This is a genomic window from Rathayibacter sp. VKM Ac-2805, assembly GCF_009834265.1.
Taxonomy (GTDB): domain Bacteria; phylum Actinomycetota; class Actinomycetes; order Actinomycetales; family Microbacteriaceae; genus Rathayibacter.
Window position 1 is genome coordinate 121,977 of sequence record NZ_CP047185.1, and the last position, 13,497, is coordinate 135,473.

A 13,497-nucleotide genomic window follows, 5' to 3' on the forward strand; every position below is an offset into this window, starting at 1 on the left:
CGCCGCGTCCGCTCGGCGCGGCGCCTACCCGCGCTCGGCGACGATGCGGGCGATGCGCGCCGGGACGGTGTCGTCCTGCAGGCTCGTCACGTCTCCGAGCGGGCGGCCGTCGCGGATGTCGCCGAGCAGCCGCCGCATGATCTTGCCGGAGCGGGTCTTGGGCAGATCCGGCACCACCACCACGTCGCGCGGCTTGGCGATCGGACCGATCGCGACCGCCACGTGGTCGCGCAGGAGCACCGAGAGCGTCGTGCCGAGCGCGGCCCAGTAGGCCGGGTCCTCCTCGGCGCGGTCGACGGCCTCGTCGGAGGGGATGACGAACGCCGCGATCGCCTGGCCGGTCGTCGCGTCGGCGACTCCGACGACTCCGGCCTCGCCGACGGCCGGATGGGCGACGAGTGCCGACTCGATCTCGATCGTGGACAGGCGGTGCCCGGAGACGTTGATGACGTCGTCGACGCGGCCCAGCACCCAGACGTCGCCGTCGGCGTCGTACTTCGCGCCGTCCCCGGAGAAGAACCACCCCTGGGACGCGTAGCGGGCCCAGTAGGAGTCGCGGTACCGCTCCGGGTCGCCCCACACGGTGCGGGCGAGCGCCGGCCCGGTCCGGTCGACCACGAGGTAGCCGCCGGAGCCGTTCGGCACCCGCTCGCCGTGCTCGTCCACCACGAGGACGCCGAGCCCGGGCAGGGCTCCGAGAGACGAGCCCGGCTTGAGGGTCGAGACGCCCGGCAGCGGGCACATCACCGCGGCGCCGGTCTCGGACTGCCACCAGGTGTCGACGATCGGGCAGCCTCCGCCGCCGATCGCCTCGTGGAACCAGACCCAGGCCTCGGGGTTGATGGACTCGCCGACGGTGCCGAGCAGGCGCAGGCTCGACAGGTCGTACCGGGCGGGCACGCCCTCGGGGAACCAGGTCATCAGGGTCCGGATCAGCGTCGGCGCCGTGTAGTAGACGGTCACCCCGTACCGCTCGATGATCTCGAAGTGCCGGGCCGTGTGCGGGGTGCTCGGGGTGCCCTCGTAGATCACCTGGGTGAGCCCGTTCGAGAGCGGTCCGTAGATCTCGTAGGTGTGCGCGGTGACCCAGGCGAGGTCGGCGGTGCACCAGTGCACGTCGTCCGGCTTCGCGTCGAACACGGCCCAGTGCGTCCAGGAGGCCTGCGTGAGGTAGCCGCCGCTGGTGTGCACCAGCCCCTTGGGCTTCCCGGTCGTGCCGGAGGTGTAGATGATGAACAGCGGCGTCTCGGAGTCGAAGGCCTCGGCCTCGTGGACGTCGCTCTGCGCATCGACCAGCTCGTGCCACCAGACGTCGCGGCCCGGGGTCCACGGGACGTCGGTCTCACCGGTGCGGCGGACGACGAGGACGTGCTCGATCGACGCGACGCCCTCGACCGCCCGGTCGGCGCTCGCCTTGACCGGCACCGCCGCTCCGCGCCGGAACTGCCCGTCCGTGGTGACCAGGAGCTTCGCGCCGGTGTCCTCCACACGGAACCGCACCGCCTCGGCAGAGAAGCCGCCGAAGACGAGCGAGTGGATCGCGCCGATCCGCGCGATCGCGAGCGTGATGACGATGGTCTCGGGGATCACCGGGAGATAGACGACGACGCGGTCGCCCTTCCCGATCCCGAGCGCGGTCAGCGCGTTCGCGGCGCGGGAGACCTCGCGCTGGAGCTCGGCGTAGGTGATCGACCGCCGGTCGCCGCGCTCGCCCTCGAAGTGGAGGGCGGTCTTCCCGCCGCGTCCCGCGTCCACGTGGCGGTCGACGCAGTTGACGGCCACGTTCAGCCGCCCGCCCTCGAACCAGGTCGTGCGCGGCACCGAGAGCGAGCCGTCGGGCAGCGGAGCGGCAGGCTCCCAGCTGTGGGCGGTGTGCCACGGCTCCGCCCACTCGAGGCGGCGGGCCGCCTCCTCCCAGAACGCGACCGGATCGGCGGCGGCTCGCGAGTACTCCTCCGCGCCCGCGTTCGCCTGCGCGGCGAAGGCCGCGGGCGGGGGGAACCGGCGGTGCTCGTCGAGCAGGTTGGCGATCGTCCCGCTCACGCTCGGAGCTCCCTCCCCGGCGCTCACGCCCACTTCCTCACGGCGTAGCGCTGGAACACGCCGACGACGGCATCGGTGAGCTTGCCCAGCACGGCCAGCAGGACGATCGCCAGGAACACCCGGTCGATCCGGCCGTTGTTCTGGCTGTCGATGAGGCGGAAGCCGAGGCCCATCGAGGAGGCGATGAGCTCGGAGGCGACCAGGAACAGCCACGACTGGGCGAGCGCGAGGCGCAGCCCGGAGATCACGGACGGGATCACCGCGGGCAGCTGCACCGTCGTGAAGAGCCGGACGCCCGAGAGGCCGAAGGCGCGGCCGGCCTCGACGAGGTGCCGGTCGACGTGGCCGAGCGCCGTGGCCACCGTGGTGAAGACGGGGAAGAACGCGCCGATCGTGATCAGCGTGATCTTCGACTCCTCGCCGATGCCCATCCAGAGCAGCAGCAGCGGGACCCAGGCCAGCGACGGGACCGCCCGGATCGCGCCGAGCGTCGGCCCGAGGACGACCTCCCAGACGCGGGAGAGCCCGAAGAGCGCGCCGACCACGAGCCCGAGCGCCGAGCCGAGCGCGAACCCGATGAGCACGCGCTGCGTCGAGATGGCGACGTCCTGGCCGAGGTCGCCGCGCTGGGCGAGGTCGACGCCGGCCGCCCAGACCATCGCGGGCGAGGGGAAGACCGCCACCGAGACCATCCCGGTCGTCGTCGCGATCTGCCAGGCGGCGAGCAGCAGCACGGGCAGGATCGCGCCTCCCGCGACCACGAACCACCGTCGCGTGGTGAGCGGGTGGGAGCGGTCCTCGCGGAGGCGGCGCTGGGAGGCCGCGACCGACGGGCCCGCCGTCACGAGTCCGGGCTCACCCGGCATCGGCGCGGACAGCGCGCTCCGGCGCAGCACATCGGCGTCGGTCGCGGTGTCGTCGTCGCGGATCGTCATCGTCGGTCTCCTCGGATCACGGGGTCGGGGGCGGAGGGCGGGACCCTCAGGCGCCGATGGCGCTCGGGTCGGCCGCCGAGGCGTAGGTGTCGTCGAGCAGCGAGTCGAGCGCGTCGTCGACCTGCTGCTGCGAGGCGACGTCGCCGTTCTCGACGAAGATCGGGCCGATCACGGCGAGCACGTCGGTCTGCGCGGAGCCTGGGACGTTGTCGACGTCGAGGTTGCTGCGCTCGGTGATGACCGTCGTCGCCACCGCCACGTCGAGGCCGGCGACGGAGGCGAGGATGCTCGCCGTCTCGTCCTGGTTCTCGAGCGCCCAGGCGCGGGCGTGCTCGTACGCGTTCACGACGGTCTGCGCGAGGTCCGGCTTCTCGGCGAGGAAGCTCTCGGTCGCGTTGAGCAGACCGTAGGAGTTGAAGTCGACGTTGCGGTAGAGCAGGGTCGCCCCGGCCGCCTCGGCGCCGGCCATGATCGGGTCCAGGCCCGCCCAGGCGTCGACGGAGCCGTTCTGCAGCGCCGCCCAGCCGTCGGCGTGCTGCAGGTTCTGCACCGTCACGTCGCCGATGCCCAGCCCGGCGGCCTCGAGCGCCTGCACCAGGAAGAAGTAGGGGTCGGTGCCCTTGGTGGCCGCGATCTGCTTGCCCTTGAGCTGCTCGACCGACGTGATCGCCGAGCCGGCGGGGACGACGAGGGCCGACCACTCCGGCTGCGAGAAGATGTCGATCGTCCTGATCGGCGAGCCGTTCGAGCGGGCGAGCAGCGCGGCGGAGCCGGCGGTGGAGCCGACGTCGATCGCTCCGGCGCGCAGGGCCTCGTTGGCCTTGTTGGAGCCGGCCGACTGCACCCAGGCGACGGTGACCTGCTGCTCGGCGAGGGCGGCCTCGAGCCAGCCCTTCTCCTTGATGACCAGGCTCAGCGGGTTGTACGTCGCGAAGTCGAGCGTGAGCGTGCCGCCCTGAGTTCCTCCGGAGGCGGCGTCGGCGGTCGCGGCCGCCGCTCCTCCTCCGCCCTCGCCCTGCACGCAGCCCGCGAGGAGCGGGACGGCGGCGGCGGTGAGCAGACCGGCGAGAGCGGTGCGGCGGGTGAGTGGGGAGCTGGTGAACGACATGGGGGCCTCGGCTTCGGGGATGCGGTGACAGCGAGTGTGGACGCTGCAGGGGAGGGGCGGTGCGGGGAGGTGCTCGTGCGGTGGAGAGCGGGAGGAGGAGGCGGCTGGGGAGGGAGGTCGTGCCGCCCGGACCGTGCCGCCCGGGTGGAGGGACGCGGGTCGATCCGCCCGGGGTCAGTGCCGCTCGATGCCCAGCCCCGCGAGGAGCTCGGCCCGGTGCTCGGCGAGCTCCGCCGAGCCGCGGTCGCGGGGCCGCGCGCCGGGGACGGTGACGATCCGCTGGATGCGCGAGACGCCTCCGGGCTCGTCGCGCCCGAGGAGCACGATGCGGTCGGCCAGCTGCAGGGCCTCGTCGACGTCGTGGGTGACGAGCAGGATCGTCGCCGGAGCCGCCGCGTGCACGTCGAGCAGCAGGTCCTGCATCCGCAGGCGGGTCAGCGCGTCGAGCGCCCCGAAGGGCTCGTCCAGGAGGAGCACGCCGGGGTTCCGGGCGAGGGCGCGGGCGAGGGAGGCTCGCTGGGCCATCCCTCCGGACACCTCGCGGGGCCGCGAGCGGGCGTGCGCGGTGAGGCCGACCAGCGAGAGCAGCTCGTCGACGGCGGCGCGGGCGGCCGGGCGCGGGGTGCCGCGCGGCAGTCCGAGCGCGACATTGTCGGCGATGCTCCGCCAGGGCAGCAGCCGCGGCTCCTGGAACGCCACCGCGCAGCGCGGGTCGATGCCGGAGACGGGGGCGCCGTCGATGAGGACGGACCCCTCGGAGGCGGTGTCCAGGCCCGCCGCGATGCGCAGCAGCGTCGACTTGCCGCAGCCGCTCGGGCCGAGGATCGCGATGACCTCGCCCGCGGCGGCCTCGAGCGTCACGTCCGTCAGCACGGGGGCCCCGGGCGCGAAGGTGCGGCCGACCCCCTCGAAGCGCACGGGGAACGCCGACTGGCCGAGCTCGGCGTCGAAGGCCAGGCTCGTGCGGGCGGCGGGGGTGGCGGGCATGTCTCTCCGGGCAGCGGGACGGGCGGGCGGATCGTCCGATCGTACGGAGAGGCTCCCGGCGGCACAGCGGGGACCGACACGGGGAGTAACACAGGGGGTGGGACGCGGAAGGCCTCCCCGGTCCGCGGACGGGGGAGGCCTTCCGCCGGAGGGCTACGCCTGGACGAGCACGAGCTCCTCGAGGGGCAGGCGGGTGCGCGGCGCGGTCTCGCGCTCGCGGAGGGTCTCGTTCGCCAGCGCGTCGGCGTCGGCCGCGACTCCCACCGCGGCGATCGTCACCGGGTCGAAGCGCTCGTCGACGCCGAACGCGGCGCGGACGGCGTCCTTGTCGAAGCCGGCCATCTGGTGCACGTGCAGGCCCTCGTGGTGCGCCTGGACGCTGAGGTGGGCGATCGACTGGCCGAGGTCGTAGACGGCCCAGGGGCGCGGCTTCCCCTCGGAGTCGACGGTCTCGGCGAGCGCGACGACCAGGACGGCGGCGGAGCCGGCCCAGGCGCCGTTGAAGCCGGCGAGCGTCGCGACGATGCGGTCGAACCCGTCGGTTCCGCGGCGGGCGACGATGAAGCGCCACGGCTGCGAGTTGCTGGCGGACGGGGACCAGCGCGCGGCCTCGAGGAGGGACGCGAGGGTCTCGTCGGAGACGGTCGCGGTCGCGTCGTAGGAGCGGGGGCTCCAGCGCTCCGCGAGGACGTCGAGGATCGGGGCGCTGGTGCTGGCGGTGCGGGAGGCGGTGGCGGACATCGCGGGGCTTCTTCCGTGCGGGGGACTGGGGGAGGGGCTCCGTCGCCCGTGGAGCCCAACCGCCCCCGCCCCGCGGGCATTCCCGCGCGTGCACGGCAGGCGCCCGCGCGCGCGTTCGCCCACGGAGGAGCGGGCCGCCTCCGAGCCCCGGAACGGTACGGTGGGAGACGGCGTGGTCACCCCGCGCACCACCATCCACGACTCTGGAGGATCATCCATGGCCCAGCACTTCGACGTCGTCGTCCTGGGGGCAGGCCCCGGCGGATACGTGGCCGCGATCCGCGCCGCCCAGCTCGGCAAGTCCGTCGCCGTCGTCGAGAAGCAGTACTGGGGCGGTGTCTGCCTCAACGTCGGCTGCATCCCGTCCAAGGCGCTGCTGCGCAACGCGGAGCTCGCCCACCTCTTCCACACCCAGGCGAAGCAGTTCGGCATCTCGGGCGACGTCTCGTTCGACTTCGGCGCGGCGTTCGACCGCAGCCGCTCGGTCGCGGACGGCCGCACCAAGGGCGTCCACTTCCTGATGAAGAAGAACAAGATCGCCGAGTTCGACGGCGTCGGCTCCTTCACCGGCCCGCAGGGCCTCGACGTGCAGCTGAGCAAGGGCGGCACGGAGTCGCTGACCTTCGACGACGCGATCATCGCGACCGGCGCGAGCGTCCGCCTCCTCCCCGGCGTCGAGCTCTCCGAGAACGTCGTCACCTACGAGACCCAGATCATGACCCGCGAGCTCCCCGACACGATGGCCATCGTGGGCGCGGGCGCGATCGGCATGGAGTTCGCCTACGTCCTCAAGAACTACGGCGTCGACGTGACGATCATCGAGTTCATGGACCGCGCCCTCCCCAACGAGGACCCGGACGTCTCCAAGGAGATCCAGAAGCAGTACAAGAAGCTCGGCGTCGAGATCCTGACCTCGACCAAGGTCGAGTCGGTCGTCGACAAGGACGGCTACGTCACGGTCACCTACACCGCGAAGGACGGCACGCAGTCGACCCTCGAGGTCGACAAGGTGCTCATGTCGATCGGCTGGGTCCCCCGCACCGAGGGCTTTGGCCTCGAGAAGACGGGCGTCGAGCTCACCGAGCGCGGCGCGATCGCGATCGACGACCACATGCGCACCAACGTGCCGCACATCTACGCCATCGGCGACGTCACCGCGAAGCTGCAGCTCGCGCACGTCGCGGAGGCGCAGGGCGTCGTCGCCGCCGAGACCCTCGCCGGTGCCGAGACCCAGACCCTGGGCGACTACCGGATGATGCCGCGCGCGACGTTCTGCCAGCCGCAGATCGCCTCCTTCGGCCTCACCGAGAAGCAGGCGACGGACGAGGGACACGAGATCACCGTCTCGACCTTCCCCTTCATGGCGAACGGCAAGGCCCACGGCCTCGGCGAGCCCACCGGCTTCGTGAAGCTCATCGCGAGCAAGAAGTACGGCGAGCTCCTCGGCGCCCACATGATCGGCCCGGACGTCTCGGAGCTGCTCCCCGAGCTCACGCTCGCCCAGAAGTGGGACCTCACGGCGACCGAGCTGGCCCGCAACGTGCACACCCACCCGACGCTGTCGGAGGCGCTGCAGGAGGGCTTCCACGGCCTCAAGGGGCACATGATCAACATGTAGGGCTCGTCCCTCCACGGCCTCCGGCCCGCAGGATCCCGCTCGGCTCGTCCGCGGCGGATCCTGCGGGCCGGAGCCGTCTCCGGGGCGTCCGCGGGGCTCCGGCGCCGCTCCCGCTACCGTGGCCCGATGGATCCGCGCCTGCTCGACCGCCTCGCCGCCGACGCCTGGCCCGCGCTCGTGCGGCGCCCCCTCGGCCCATGGGAGCTGCGCGCCTCCGCAGGAGTCACCAAGCGCGCGAACTCGGTGCTCGCGTCCGGCGACGTCGTCGACCAGGAGGCGGCCCTCGACACGGCGGAGGCGTTCGCCCGCGAGCACGGGATCGCGCCCCTCGTGCAGATCGGGCCGCCGAGCCCCGCCGGTCTGACCGGGCTGCTCGCCGAGCGCGGCGCCGCGCCGATCGACCGGACGCTCGTGCTGACGGGTTCGGTGCAGGAGGCGCTCGCCGCCCTGTCCACGACGTCGGGGTCCGCGCCGTCGAGGCCAGTGCCGCCGAGGCCCGCGCCGCAGCCTCGCGTCCGCCTCGCCCCGGCTCCCGACGAGGACTGGCTCGCCCTCTGGTGGTCGGTGGACGGTCGCGGTGGCGCGGAGGAGCGTGCGGTCGCCGAGCGCATCCTCGCGGGCTGCCCCTCCTCCTACGCTCTCGCCGTCGACGGGGACGGCCCGGCCGCGACCGGCCGCCTCGCGCTCGTCACGGCGCCGGACGGCGAGCTCTGGGGCGGCCTCTTCGCCCTGGCGACCCGCCCGGACGCCCGGCGCCGCGGGCTCGCCTCCGCCGTGATCCGCGCCCTCCTCGAGGACGCGTCCGGCCGGGGCGTCGCGCGCTTCTGGCTCCAGGTGCTCGCCGAGAACGCCGGCGCCCGCCGCCTCTACGCGTCCCTCGGCTGCCGCGAGTCGTCCTGGTACGAGTACTGGCGCTGACCCGCTCGCGGAGGAGGAGCGGGGCGCCCGGGTCAGGCGTTCGCGAGCACGGCGCGGGCGACGGCCTCGGCCTTCGCCGCGTCGCCGGTGACGGTCACGCGCCACCACACGTCGTCGGCCAGCGCGTCGATCTCGCAGACGCCCGCCGCGCAGCCGGTGAGGGCCTTCTCGCCGAAGCCGTCGAGCGGCTCGAGCGGGATCGCCAGGCCCGAGGTCAGCGAGAGGTTCCGCCAGCCGTCGTCGCCGTTCGGGAGCGCGTCGACCGTCACGCCCGAGTAGGCGGCGCTGGAGGCGTCGCTCCAGCTGCAGGAGGCGTACCCGGCCCGGGCGGCGGCAGCGGCCGACGCGGTGGTCGGCGTCCCGGTCCCCGTCCCCGCGGTCGCCTGCGCGAGACCGGCGGCACCGGACAGCTGCTCGGCCGTCAGGACCTCGGTGCAGACGGGCGCCGTCGCGGTGACCGGCTCGTCGAGGCTGCCGAGCGCGGCGGAGGCGGTGCCGGTCGCCAGCGCGGCGAGGTCGACCGCGGCCGGGGCGCCGCGCAGCTGCAGCGTCACCCAGGTGGCGCCGGCGAGCAGGTCCAGGTCGCAGCTGCCGTCGGTGCAGGAGCCGTAGGCCTCGACGCCGGTCTCGAGGCGCGGGCCCGGACGGCCGGCGAACGCCTCAGCGGCGTCGTCGACCGCCGCCGCGGTGATCGAGGCGTCCTCGTCGTACCAGGCGCAGCGGAGCACTCCGCCGTTCTCCTCCGCGGCCTCGCGGATCAGCTCGCCCGAGGAGCGCGTCGTCACCTCGCGGCTGCCCTCGAGAGCGCTGCGGGAGACCCCCAGCGCCGAGGCCGCCCGTGTGGCGGGGAGGAGGGAGTCGCAGCCCAGGCGGGTCGAGGCCGTGGGCGAGGGCGTCGGAGTCGCGGAGGGAGTCGGAGCGGCGGTCTCGGACGCCGACGGGGTGGCCGCGACGTCCGAGCGCTCGGCCGACGTGCAGCCCGTCAGCGCGACGAGAACGGCGAGCGCGGCGCCGACCGTCGCCAGGCGCGGGAGGCGGGCCCTCACGCGGCCAGCTCGCGCTCGATCGCGGCCGTGAACGCGTCGATGTCGTCCTCCGTCGTGTCGAAGGAGCAGACCCAGCGGACCTCGCCGGTCGCCGGGTTCCAGTCGTAGAAGCGGTAGGCGGTGCGGAGCCGGTCCGCGACTCCGGGCGGCAGCGTCGCGAAGACCGCGTTGGCCTGGGTCTGCTGCGTGAACTCGAGCCCGGTGATCCGGCCGGCGGCGATCGCCTCCTCGAGCCCCGAGCGCAGGCGCGCCGCCATGGCGTTCGCGTGCCGGGCCGAGCGGAGCCACAGGGGCTCCTCCTCGCCGCCGTCGCCGAGCAGGGCGAGCAGCTGCGCCGAGATGAAGCGCATCTTGGAGGACAGCTGCATGTTGGTCTTGCGGAGGAAGGTCAGCCCGGTCGAGGCCGCCGGGTCGAGCACGACGATCGCCTCGCCGAGCAGGATGCCGTTCTTGGTGCCGCCGAACGAGAGCACGTCGACGCCCGCGTCGGTCGTGAAGGACCGCAGGGGCAGGCCGAGGGCGGCCGCGGCGTTCGCGATGCGCGCCCCGTCCATGTGCAGCCGCATGCCGAGGCCGTGCGCGTGGTCGGCGAGCGCGCGCACCTCCTCGGGGGTGTAGACGGTGCCGAGCTCGGAGGACTGGGTGATCGAGACCACGAGCGGCTGGGCGCGGTGCTCGTCGCCGAAGCCCCACGCCTCCTGGTCGACCAGGGCCGGCGTCAGCTTGCCGTCGGGCGTGGGGACCGTGAGGATCTTGATCCCGCCGACCTTCTCGGGTGCTCCGCCCTCGTCGGAGGTGATGTGCGCGGTGCCCGCCGACACGACGGCGCCCCAGCGCGGCAGCATCGACTGCAGGCCGGTGACGTTGGCGCCCGTGCCGTTGAAGACGGGGAAGGCCCGCGCCTGCTCGCCGAACTCGTGCCGGAACGCCTCCTGCAGGCGCTCGGTGTAGACGTCCTCGCCGTAGGCGATCTGGTGCGCTCCGTTGGCCGCGGCGATCGCGGCGAGGACCTCGTCGTGCACTCCGGAGTAGTTGTCGGAGGCGAAGCCGCGGACGTCGGGATCGTGCAGAGCGCTCATCCCTCCATCTTCGCAGCCCGCCGCCCGGAGGAGCCCGGGAGGCGCCCTCCGCGACGCCCCTCCTGCCCCCCGTTTGTTTCGGGCAGGTGAACGGACGACGACCCGAAAGCCGATCTCCGTCAAGAAGTTGGTATCGGCTGGGAGGCAGGCCACTCTTGACCTATGCGCATGGACACCTCGGGAGCTGTCCGCGACATGCCCGCCCCTCCCGGGGTGGACGAGATCGCGGCACGCTTCGGCGATCCCGTCCTCGCGTTCGCGCCCCAGCCGCGGCTGGAGGAGTTCGCCGCCGCGCAGACGATGGCGCTCGGCCGCTTCGTCGAGATCTCGCTCTCGTACTCGTTCTACAAGAACCCGCGCAACCGCGCCGACCCCGTCAACCACGTCCCGCTGACCCCCGAGCAGAAGCGCGCGATCGAGCGGGCCGAGAACGACCACCTTCCGCCGTGGATGGTCGACCAGGTGACGCGGATGCGGTACCCGGTCCTCTGGGAGGCGGTGCGCACCTCCGTGCCGATCCCCGCCGAGCGCAGCCGGCCTCTGGAGTCCCGCCTCGCGGCCCACATGGGCGACGTGCTCCGCAACACCTTCCCGGGCCGTGTGCGCAGCCGCCGCGGCGGGATGCCGGTGGTCGCGGCCGCTCTCCGCGACGAGGACGTCGTGCGCGGCGTGCCGGTGATCGTCGACGGGGAGGCGCTGCGCGGCTACCGGGTGGACACCGACCCGGACGTGGTCGCGATCGGCGCCCGCGTCGACGGCCGCTACATGACGGTCGTGCTCGACCGGAAGATCGTGCCGGAGATCCGGATGGAGTTCGTCCGCCGCACCCCGCCGCGCCCGGCCTCGAGCCAGCCCCGGCGCTGACCGCCCGACGTCGAGCACCCGAGAGCCGACCGCCCGCCCACCGCTCAGGGGCGCCCCGGCACCGCGATCCCGTGCTCGTAGGCGAACACGACCGCCTGGATCCGGTCGCGCACGCCGAGCTTCATCAGGATCTTCGAGACGTGCGTCTTCACGGTCGCCTCGCCCACGAACAGCTCGGCAGCGATCTCGGCGTTCGACCAGCCCCGCGCCAGGTGCACGAGCACCTCGCGCTCGCGGTCCGTCAGGTCGGCGACTCCGGAGTGCTCGGCGGCGGCCGGCGTGCGCTCGGGCACGGACGCGAACCGCTCGATCACGCGCCGGGTGACGTCGGGGGCGAGCATCGCGTCGCCGCGGGCGACCACCTGCACCGCCTCGACCAGCTCCTCCGGCGACGCGTTCTTGAGCAGGAACCCGCTCGCGCCGGCCGAGAGCGCCTCGAAGAGGTAGTCGTCGCGGTCGAAGGTGGTGAGGATGAGCACCCGCGAGCACAGGCGCGGGTCGGCCACGATCTCGCGGGTCGCGGCCAGGCCGTCGAGACCGGGCATCTGCACGTCCATGCAGATCACGTCGGGGCGCAGCTCGGAGGCGCGCTGCAGGGCCTCGAGCCCGGTGCGGGCCTCGCCGACCACCTCGATCCCCGGCTCCGACTCGAGGATGATGCGGAAGCCCACGCGGACGAGCTCCTGGTCGTCGACGAGCAGCACGCGCACGTGCTCGGTCATGGGCGGCCCCCGCTCGCTCGCTCCTGACGCCCCCGCGACGTCTCCGACGACGGTACCGGGTCGTCGGCGTCCGGCACGCTCGCCCGGACGGGGGACAGCGGCACCCGGGCGTGCACGAGGTACCCTCCGCCCCTCGGCCCCATCTCGATCCAGCCGCCGACCGCGGCCGCACGCTCGCTCATGCCGGTGTGCCCCAGTCCGCAGGAGGCGGGAGCGCTCGGGTGCGGGCCGGACCCGCCGTCGTCGGCGATCTCGAGCTCGACCGCGTCGGGGGCGTAGCGGAGGCGCACCTCGGCGTGCGCGCCGCGCCCCGCGTGCTTGCGGACGTTCGTGAGCGACTCCTGCGCGATGCGGTAGAGGCTGAGCCCCACCGTCGCGGGGATCTCGCGGGGCGTGCCGAGGGTGAGGAAGACGGTGGGCAGGCCCGATCCGCTGGACGCCGCGACCAGCTCCTCGAGCTGGGCCACCCCGCGGGTGGACGCGGCGTCGGTGAGCGGATTCGGGACCGCGTCCTCGGCGCGCAGCGCGACCAGGATGCGGTGCAGCTCCTCGATCGCCGAGCGCGCGTCGCCCTCGATGGCGCTGAGCGATGCCGCCGCCCGCTCCGGATCCCGCGCCAGCACCCGTCGCGCCGCTCCCGCCTGCACGCCCATCACGCTGACGTGGTGCGCGACCACGTCGTGCAGCTCGCGCGCGATCCGCAGCCGCTCGGAGGACACGGCCTGCCGCGAGGAGCGCTCCCGCTCGTCGTCGAGCTCGGCCGTGCGCGTCTCGAGCGCCTCCAGCCGGCGGGCCGACTGCCACGACGCCTCGCCGAAGACGTAGGCGCTGCCGAAGTAGAGCAGGTTCGAGACGACCGCGAGGGCCGACTCCGCCGCGTAGGGCGAGAGCAGGCCGGGGGAGTCGTCGACCGGCACGGAGCTGCCGAAGTACTCGCCCGTGGCGAGGGTGGTGAGCAGCCAGCCCAGCATCCCGACCGCGATCGCCACTCGGACGACGAGCGCCGTGCGCCGGTTCCGGCCCCACGCGCCGACCGTGTAGAGCGCGAGGAACAGGCAGATCTGGCCGAAGAGCGACTCCGGCACCTGGAGCACGATCCCGAGCGCGTAGACGACGGAGAGCCCGGCCGCCACGCTCGCGGGGAACCGGCGGCGCAGCGCGAGGGGAAGGGTCATCAGGACGGCCCAGTGGGCGCTGACGACGGGGTGCGCCGCGTCCGGGAAGCCCGCCGAGGAGTACAGCGCGACGGAGACGATCGTCGCCACCAGCAGGATCCCCGCAGTGACCGCATCGCGCACGTATCCGGCCCGGCTCGGCGCTCGCCGGATCCAGCCCGCGTCGAGCGGGTCCGCGGCTCCGTCACCTGAGGGCATGCGCCCCACGCTAACCGACGCCGGTCGGACGGGGCCCCGGGAGGCGGAGGAGCGCACCCCGCC

The 13,497-nt window shown here is 73.8% G+C and carries 12 protein-coding genes; 3 read left to right on the forward strand and 9 right to left on the reverse strand.

What is annotated here, in order from left to right; all coding sequences use genetic code 11:
• Positions 1–24: 24 nt before the first annotated feature.
• The 5 genes from acs to GSU40_RS00570 all read right to left on the reverse strand — a co-directional run bounded on the left by acs (position 25) and on the right by GSU40_RS00570 (position 5,814).
• Positions 25–2,043 (reverse strand): acetate--CoA ligase, encoded by a 2,019-nt coding sequence (gene acs / locus GSU40_RS00550; RefSeq protein ID WP_160033083.1) that lies wholly within the window; start codon positions 2,041–2,043, stop codon positions 25–27.
• 23 nt (positions 2,044–2,066) lie between these two features.
• Positions 2,067–2,978, reverse strand: a complete 912-nt coding sequence (locus tag GSU40_RS00555; protein ID WP_244229541.1) for an ABC transporter permease — start codon at positions 2,976–2,978, stop codon at positions 2,067–2,069.
• A gap of 46 nt (positions 2,979–3,024) precedes the next feature.
• Positions 3,025–4,086 (reverse strand): aliphatic sulfonate ABC transporter substrate-binding protein, encoded by a 1,062-nt coding sequence (locus tag GSU40_RS00560; protein ID WP_104250694.1) that lies wholly within the window; start codon positions 4,084–4,086, stop codon positions 3,025–3,027.
• Between the two features lie 174 nt (positions 4,087–4,260).
• On the reverse strand, positions 4,261–5,073 hold the full coding sequence (locus tag GSU40_RS00565; RefSeq protein WP_104239205.1) for an ABC transporter ATP-binding protein: 813 nt from the start codon (positions 5,071–5,073) through the stop codon (positions 4,261–4,263).
• A 153-nt stretch (positions 5,074–5,226) separates the two neighbouring features.
• Positions 5,227–5,814, reverse strand: coding sequence for a nitroreductase family protein (locus GSU40_RS00570; RefSeq protein ID WP_104292823.1), 588 nt, complete (start codon positions 5,812–5,814; stop codon positions 5,227–5,229).
• A 217-nt stretch (positions 5,815–6,031) separates the two neighbouring features.
• Between GSU40_RS00570 and lpdA the strand changes: the two genes are divergently transcribed.
• Together lpdA and GSU40_RS00580 are read left to right on the forward strand one after the other, a co-directional pair.
• Entirely contained in the window at positions 6,032–7,432 is a 1,401-nt protein-coding gene (lpdA, locus tag GSU40_RS00575; protein ID WP_104222818.1) for a dihydrolipoyl dehydrogenase, read from the forward strand.
• Between the two features lie 126 nt (positions 7,433–7,558).
• Positions 7,559–8,350 carry a GNAT family N-acetyltransferase gene (locus GSU40_RS00580; RefSeq protein WP_160033085.1) on the forward strand — a complete coding sequence of 264 codons (792 nt, stop codon included), beginning with the start codon at positions 7,559–7,561 and terminating at the stop codon, positions 8,348–8,350.
• A gap of 32 nt (positions 8,351–8,382) precedes the next feature.
• On the opposite strand, the gene GSU40_RS00585 is transcribed toward GSU40_RS00580, so the two are convergent.
• Both GSU40_RS00585 and GSU40_RS00590 read right to left on the reverse strand, forming a co-directional pair.
• Positions 8,383–9,396, reverse strand: coding sequence for a hypothetical protein (locus GSU40_RS00585; protein WP_104269038.1), 1,014 nt, complete (start codon positions 9,394–9,396; stop codon positions 8,383–8,385).
• A complete protein-coding gene (locus GSU40_RS00590; RefSeq protein WP_160033087.1) occupies positions 9,393–10,475 on the reverse strand; it encodes a beta-eliminating lyase-related protein in 1,083 nt (360 codons plus the stop codon). The genes GSU40_RS00585 and GSU40_RS00590 overlap by 4 nt, the downstream gene beginning before the upstream one ends.
• A 162-nt stretch (positions 10,476–10,637) precedes the next feature.
• On the opposite strand from GSU40_RS00590, the gene GSU40_RS00595 reads away from it, so the two are divergent.
• Positions 10,638–11,339 carry a hypothetical protein gene (locus tag GSU40_RS00595; RefSeq protein WP_146082167.1) on the forward strand — a complete coding sequence of 234 codons (702 nt, stop codon included), beginning with the start codon at positions 10,638–10,640 and terminating at the stop codon, positions 11,337–11,339.
• A 44-nt stretch (positions 11,340–11,383) separates the two neighbouring features.
• On the opposite strand, the gene GSU40_RS00600 is transcribed toward GSU40_RS00595, so the two are convergent.
• Together GSU40_RS00600 and GSU40_RS00605 are read right to left on the reverse strand one after the other, a co-directional pair.
• Positions 11,384–12,061, reverse strand: a complete 678-nt coding sequence (locus GSU40_RS00600) for a response regulator transcription factor (RefSeq protein WP_104234377.1) — start codon at positions 12,059–12,061, stop codon at positions 11,384–11,386.
• The gene (locus tag GSU40_RS00605) at positions 12,058–13,434 is read right to left on the reverse strand and encodes a histidine kinase (protein WP_104260958.1); all 1,377 of its coding nucleotides are present in this window, start codon (positions 13,432–13,434) and stop codon (positions 12,058–12,060) included. Before GSU40_RS00605 ends, GSU40_RS00600 begins: the two co-directional genes overlap by 4 nt.
• Positions 13,435–13,497 lie beyond the last annotated feature (63 nt).

Coding starts and splice junctions, on each gene's coding strand:
- GSU40_RS00555 (WP_244229541.1), bottom strand. CDS start 2,978: ATGACGATCCGCGACGACGACACCGCGACCGACGCCGATGTGCTGCGC.
- GSU40_RS00560 (WP_104250694.1), bottom strand. CDS start 4,086: ATGTCGTTCACCAGCTCCCCACTCACCCGCCGCACCGCTCTCGCCGGT.
- GSU40_RS00565 (WP_104239205.1), bottom strand. CDS start 5,073: ATGCCCGCCACCCCCGCCGCCCGCACGAGCCTGGCCTTCGACGCCGAG.
- GSU40_RS00570 (WP_104292823.1), bottom strand. CDS start 5,814: ATGTCCGCCACCGCCTCCCGCACCGCCAGCACCAGCGCCCCGATCCTC.
- lpdA (WP_104222818.1), top strand. CDS start 6,032: ATGGCCCAGCACTTCGACGTCGTCGTCCTGGGGGCAGGCCCCGGCGGA.
- GSU40_RS00580 (WP_160033085.1), top strand. CDS start 7,559: ATGGATCCGCGCCTGCTCGACCGCCTCGCCGCCGACGCCTGGCCCGCG.
- GSU40_RS00590 (WP_160033087.1), bottom strand. CDS start 10,475: ATGAGCGCTCTGCACGATCCCGACGTCCGCGGCTTCGCCTCCGACAAC.
- GSU40_RS00595 (WP_146082167.1), top strand. CDS start 10,638: ATGCGCATGGACACCTCGGGAGCTGTCCGCGACATGCCCGCCCCTCCC.
- GSU40_RS00600 (WP_104234377.1), bottom strand. CDS start 12,061: ATGACCGAGCACGTGCGCGTGCTGCTCGTCGACGACCAGGAGCTCGTC.
- GSU40_RS00605 (WP_104260958.1), bottom strand. CDS start 13,434: ATGCCCTCAGGTGACGGAGCCGCGGACCCGCTCGACGCGGGCTGGATC.